The 5,691-nt window shown below is 70.1% G+C and carries 6 protein-coding genes and 1 pseudogene; 4 read left to right on the top strand and 3 right to left on the bottom strand.

The annotated features are described in order from the left end of the window. The coding region (locus tag AC3XYG_RS17850) for an ELM1/GtrOC1 family putative glycosyltransferase (RefSeq protein ID WP_489141198.1) at window positions 1-484 on the bottom strand (484 nt) is incomplete at its 3' end. 101 nt (window positions 485-585) lie between these two features. Here AC3XYG_RS17850 and AC3XYG_RS17845 point away from each other — a divergent pair. Beyond that, a complete protein-coding gene (locus AC3XYG_RS17845; RefSeq protein WP_489141197.1) occupies window positions 586-1,086 on the top strand; it encodes an Lrp/AsnC family transcriptional regulator in 501 nt (166 codons plus the stop codon). A 64-nt stretch (window positions 1,087-1,150) separates the two neighbouring features. On the opposite strand, the gene AC3XYG_RS17840 is transcribed toward AC3XYG_RS17845, so the two are convergent. Then, window positions 1,151-2,098, bottom strand: a complete 948-nt coding sequence (locus tag AC3XYG_RS17840; protein ID WP_489141196.1) for a LysR substrate-binding domain-containing protein — start codon at window positions 2,096-2,098, stop codon at window positions 1,151-1,153. Window positions 2,099-2,229: 131 nt separating this feature from the next. Between AC3XYG_RS17840 and hemH the strand changes: the two genes are divergently transcribed. From hemH to AC3XYG_RS17825, 3 genes are all read left to right on the top strand, one after another. Continuing rightward, the gene (hemH, locus tag AC3XYG_RS17835; protein ID WP_489141195.1) at window positions 2,230-3,240 is read left to right on the top strand and encodes a ferrochelatase; all 1,011 of its coding nucleotides are present in this window, start codon (window positions 2,230-2,232) and stop codon (window positions 3,238-3,240) included. Beyond that, entirely contained in the window at window positions 3,237-3,422 is a 186-nt protein-coding gene (locus tag AC3XYG_RS17830) for a hypothetical protein (protein ID WP_489141194.1), read from the top strand. The genes hemH and AC3XYG_RS17830 overlap by 4 nt, the downstream gene beginning before the upstream one ends. A 100-nt stretch (window positions 3,423-3,522) precedes the next feature. Then, window positions 3,523-4,977 (top strand): catalase, encoded by a 1,455-nt coding sequence (locus AC3XYG_RS17825; RefSeq protein ID WP_489141193.1) that lies wholly within the window; start codon window positions 3,523-3,525, stop codon window positions 4,975-4,977. Window positions 4,978-5,250: 273 nt separating this feature from the next. On the opposite strand, the pseudogene AC3XYG_RS17820 reads toward AC3XYG_RS17825, so the two are convergent. After that, window positions 5,251-5,691 (bottom strand): annotated as a pseudogene (locus tag AC3XYG_RS17820) (hypothetical protein); the annotation flags it as partial.

Below are 5,691 nucleotides of genomic sequence, written 5' to 3'. Positions count from 1 at the left end.
GGGCCAGGCGCGGCCCCCATTCCGCAGCCGCCGCCTCAAGCCGGGCCGGGGTGACCAGGTTCAGCGCGCCGCGCGTGGCGAAGACATTGGGTCCGATCAGACCGTCATGGCGGGGCGTCACGATCAGATCGAAACGCCGCGGGTTGACGCCGGGACGAAATATTTGCACAAGGCGCGTCCGACGACCGCTGGCGCGTTTCACCGCAAGGGCGGGGAACAGGCTCTGCCGGCCGGCTGCGATCAGCAGGTCGGGCCAGGGCGGCCCCTCCAGGCCGAAACCGGCGGCGGGTCGAACGGGATCGAGCAGCCGATGCCAGCCATGGCGCGCGTCGAGTCGAACCACCTCCGGGACGATTCCGAGCGCTTCCGCCAGGCCCAGGCATTGGTTCTCGTTCGCCGGGCGGCCGTCAGACACCACCCAGACCCGCAGGGACTTGAAGCCGGACCCGATGTCGCCTCGTTCCGCGCGCCGCGCCGCGTTCATCGTGCCGCACCTCCCCCACCGCGGTGGAATGCACTTGCGCCGGGTGAAAGTCCGGCAATATCCTTGCGCGTAATCACGGAAGACCTTTCATGAGAGAACCTATGCGCCGTGTAAAGCTCGACCGCATCGACCGACGTATCCTTCGCGACCTCCAGGACGACGGCCGTATGACCAACGTCGAGCTGGCGCGTCGGGCCGGCATCTCCGCGCCCCCCTGTCTGCGCCGCGTCCGCGCGCTGGAGGAAGCGCAGTACATCCGTGGTTACCACGCCGACATCAACCCCGAAGGCATGGGCTTCGGCGTCACCGTGTTCGCCCAGGTCGGGCTGACCAGCCAGGCCGAGGCCGACCTGCGCAAGTTCGAGGAGCTGGTCGGCAGCTGGCCGCTGGTGCGCGAATGCCACATGCTGGCCGGTGAGACTGATTTCCTGCTGAAGATCGTGGCCGAGGATTGGGACAGCTACCAGCGCTTCCTGACCACGCAGCTGACCTCGGCGCCGAACGTCAACCATGTCAAATCGGCCCTGGCGATCCGCACCGGCAAGCTGCTGCCCGGCGTGCCGATCGAGGTCGAGGTCAAGGACCATCACCGCGAAGAATAGTCCGGGCGAGGATTGATCCCGGCCGGATTGCCGGCCAGATCGTCGAATCGAACAGGGGCCGGCGTCATGCCGCGCCTCCGTTTTTCATGGTCCCGTCCATCGGCCGGGTGCCGGGCGGCGGGTGGTCGAGCAGGATTCGGCGCAGCGACTCGAACTGTTCCGCCCGCGGGTCGCTCTGGCGCCAGGCCAAGCCGACGGCGCGGCCGGGCGGCGGCCCGCCGAAACCGGCATAGCTGACCAGGCCGCCGACGCTGGCCTCGCCCAGCGTGGCGAGATGCGGGAACAGGCTGTAGCCGGCGCCGGCCGCGATCATCTGGCGCAGCGTCTCCAGGCTGGTGCTGTGGCGGCGCCCGCCGCCGGCGGCCAGCGTGCCGCACATCTCCAGCGCCTGGTCGCGCAGGCAGTGCCCATCCTCCAGCAGCAGCAGACCCTCGCGCGGCAGGTCGCCGATCTGGGCCACGCCCTCGGCTGCCACCGGGCGGTCGGTCGGTTGGGCCAGGACGAAGGGCTCGAAGAACAGCGGCGCCGTGGCGATCTGCGGGTCGGTCACCGGCAGCGACAGGAAGACCAGGTCCAGCGCGCCGTGCCGCAGCGCCTCGACCAGCTGGTAGGTGCGGCCCTCGTGCAGTACCAGCTCCAGCCGGGGGAAGGCGGTGCGCAGCGGCCGCAGCACATGCGGGAACAAATAGGGGCCCAGCGTCTCGATCGCCCCGACCGACAGCGGGCCCGACAGCGGCGCGTCCAGCTCCTGCGCCAGCGCCATCAGCCGCCGCGCTTCCAGCAGCACGCGCCGGGCCTGGGCCAGGATGACCTCGCCCTTGGCGGTCACCAGCACCGCCTTGGGGCCGCGCTCGAACAGCGACAGGCCCAGCGTCTCCTCCAGCTTGCGGATCTGCATGCTCAGCGCCGGCTGGCTGACGCCGCAGCGCTCCGCCGCCTGGCCGAAATGGCGCAGCTCGGCCACGGCGACGAGGTATTCGAGATCGCGCAGGGAGAGTCCGGACAGGGTCATGGCAGGGGTCTCAGGCGGGCGGGACCTTCTCAATATACGATAAGCAATTCCTATCTTCCATATAGGGTCGATCGATTGGACCTTATCGGTCGGGTCGGCGAGGCTGGGGTCCATCAGCAGGAGCCAGCCCCATGCCGACCACCGCCGGATCCATCGCCACCGCCCGCCGCCGGCGCATCGCCCTGGTGCTGCTGCAGATCGGCGGGCCGGACGGGCTCGACGCCGTCGGCCCGTTCCTGCGCAACTTCTTCTCCGACCCCGAGATTATCCGCCTGCCGGGCCCGCTGCGGACAATGGCGGCGCGCTGGATCGCCCATCGCCGCACCCCGGTGGCGCGCGAGATCTACCGCCAGCTCGGCGGCGCCTCGCCGATCCTGCTGCAGACCCGGGCGCAGGGGCGGGCGGTGGCGGCGCAGCTGCGCGACATCGGCGAGGTCCGGCCGTTCGTGGCGATGCGCTACTGGCATCCCTTCGCGGCGGAGATGGCGGCCGCGGTGCGCGATTGGGGGGCGGACGAGATCGTGCTGCTGCCGCTGTACCCCCAGTACTCGACCACCACCACCCGCTCTGCCCTGTCCGATTGGGATGCGGCAGCGCGTCGCGCCGGGCTCGCCGTGCCGACCCACCGGGTCGACGCAGCGCCCACCGATCCCGGCTTCGTCGCGGCCCAGGCCGAGCTGATCCACCGGGCCTGGCCGCAGGATGGTCGCCGTCACCGGCTGCTGTTCACCGCCCATGGCTTGCCGCTGTCGATCGTCCAGGCCGGCGACCCCTATCCCGACCAGATCCGCGCCTCGGCCGAAGCGGTGGTCGCGGCCCTCGGCATCCCCGACCTGGACTGGCGCATCGCCTTCCAGAGCCGGGTGACGCCGCAGCGCTGGCTGACCCCGGACACGGAGGTCGAGGTGCAGCAGGCCGGGCGGGACGGCGTCGGCCTCGTTCTGGTGCCGATCGCCTTCGTCTCCGAGCACTCCGAGACGCTGGTCGAACTCGACCGCGACTACCGGGCGGTGGCCGACAGGGCCGGCGTCCGGTCCTACATCCGCGTGCCCACCGTCGGCGTCCACCCGGCCTATATCGGCGGGCTGGCGGCCCAGGTGCGGCAAGCGATCGCCACCGACCCGCTGCGGGAGGCCGCATGATGCGCCCGAGCCTGAACGCCCTGATGTCCGACCTCGCCCGCCACGACGCCCAGCTGGTCCTGCAGAACGGCAGGGTCGGGGTGCAGGGCGACCTGCCGCCGGAGCTGCTGCTGCGGCTGCATCGCCACCGGCGCGACCTGCTGCCGCTGGTCGAACGCGGCAATCACTTATCCCGGCGATAAGAACCCTTATCGCACCGATAAGAACGATCGAATTCCCTTATCCCGGCACCGCCGCGATCCTCGGGTCATGGCGGATGTCGCCGCCCCACAGGAGCCCTTGATGACGACCCTCACCACCACCGCCGGCGCCCCGGTTTCCGACAACCAGAACTCGCTGACCGCGGGGCCGCGCGGCCCGGTGCTGATCCAGGATTTCCACCTGATCGAGAAGCTGGCCCATTTCAACCGTGAGCGGATTCCGGAGCGGGTGGTGCATGCCAAGGGCGCCGGCGCCTATGGCAGCTTCCGCGTCACCGCCGATGTCAGCCTCTGGACCTCGGCCAAGTTCCTGGGGCAGGTCGGGCAGGAGACCGAGGTGTTCCTGCGCTTCTCCACCGTCGGTGGCGAGAAGGGCTCGGCCGATGCCGAGCGCGACCCGCGCGGCTTCGCGCTGAAGTTCTACACCGAGGACGGCAACTACGACATCGTCGGCAACAACACGCCGGTCTTCTTCATCCGCGACCCGCTGAAGTTCCCGGATTTCATCCACACCCAGAAGCGCAACCCCGCGACCAACCTCAAGGACGCGACGATGGTGTGGGACTTCGCCTCGCTGTCGCCCGAGGTGCTGCACCAGTTCACCATCCTGTTCAGCGACCGCGGCACGCCGCGCGGCTATCGCCACATGGACGGCTTCTCCAGCCACACCTTCAGCTGGATCAACGCCGCCGGCGACCGGGTCTGGGTCAAGTATCACTTCAAGACCAAGCAGGGGATCCAGAACTTCACCGCCGAACAGGCGCAGACCATGATCGGCGTCGACCCCGACCACGCCACCCGCGACCTGTTCGCCTCGATCGAGGATGGCGACTTCCCGGCCTGGACGGTCTCGGTCCAGGTCATGACCGAGGCGGAGGCCGACAGCTTCCCGGTCGACCCGTTCGACCTGACCAAGGTCTGGCCGCATGCCGGCCACCCGCTGATCGAGATCGGTGAGCTGGTGCTGAACCGCAACCCGCAGAACTACTTCGCGGAGGTCGAGCAGTCGGCGTTCAGCCCGGCCAATGTGGTGCCCGGCATCTCCTTCAGCCCGGACAAGATGCTGCAGGGCCGGCTGTTCGCCTATGGCGACGCGCATCGCTATCGCCTGGGCGGCAATCACGGCCTGCTGCCGGTGAACCGGCCGCACGCCACCACGGCGCAGAATTACCAGCGCGACGGCCAGATGCGGTTCGACGACAACGGCAAGGGATCGGTGCATTACGAGCCGAACAGCTTCGGCGGGCCGAAGCAGGACCCGGAAGCGGCCGAACCGGCGCTGCCGATCCGCGGCCCGGCCGACCGCTACGACCACCGCGCCGGCAATGACGACTACAGCCAGGCCGGCGACCTGTTCCGGCTGATGGATGAGGGCGCCCGCACCCGGCTCCTCGACAACATCGCCGGTTCGATCCGCAGCGTGCCGGAGGCGATCCAGCGCCGCCAGATCGCGCATTTCGCCAAGGCCGACCCGGCCTATGGCGCCGGCGTGGCCCAGCGCCTGGGCCTGACGGTCGCGGTCGACGTCGCGGCCTGACCCCACAGGGCGGCGGCCGGTGCTCTGTGGGGCCGCCGCCCGGACTGGCCCGTCACTGCGGGGAGTGGCTCTCCCAATCCCCGGGGTGACGGGCTTTTTCTTGTGTCGGGGGTCGGGCAAGACGGGCTTACCCATCCCACACCGTCATCGCGAGGCGCGCAGCGCCGTGGCGATCCAGGCTGGCGCCGCCTCTGGCTGCACGACTGGATCGCGTCGCTGCGCTCGCGATGACGGTGAAGGATGGGCGGCACTGGGCAGCCTCCGGCGCCGGCGTCAGCCGGAGCCGAAGATGTGCTGGGCCAGGCTGATCCGGCGCCAGTTGTCGTTGCGCTCGCTTTCGGGGGCGCGTTCGACCGTGACCCAGCCGCCCCCGGGTGGCACCATCGCCGTCCCGGGCGGCGCGGTCGCCGGTGGGACGGTCGCATCCGGCGGTCCGGTGTCGCCGGGGCCAGGGTCGGGCGGCGGGGAGTCGGGCGGCACGGGCATGTCCGTCAGCGTCTTGACGACCCTGCCGTTCTCGTCGAACACCGCGCCGGTGTCGGTGTTGAGCATATAGACCTGACCCTCGGGCAGGCCGATATCGGCGGCCGCGATCGGGCGGAAGCGGCCGAGCCCGTATGAGGTCTCCGGCCAAGGTTCGAGCTGGACCCTCGTCTCCGCCGGCCCGGCCTTCGCGGCCTCGAACCAGACGGCGGTAACGCCCACCTTGCGGCA

Source organism: Inquilinus sp., from assembly GCF_057815775.1.
This window is presented reverse-complemented; position numbering and strand designations above follow the sequence as displayed.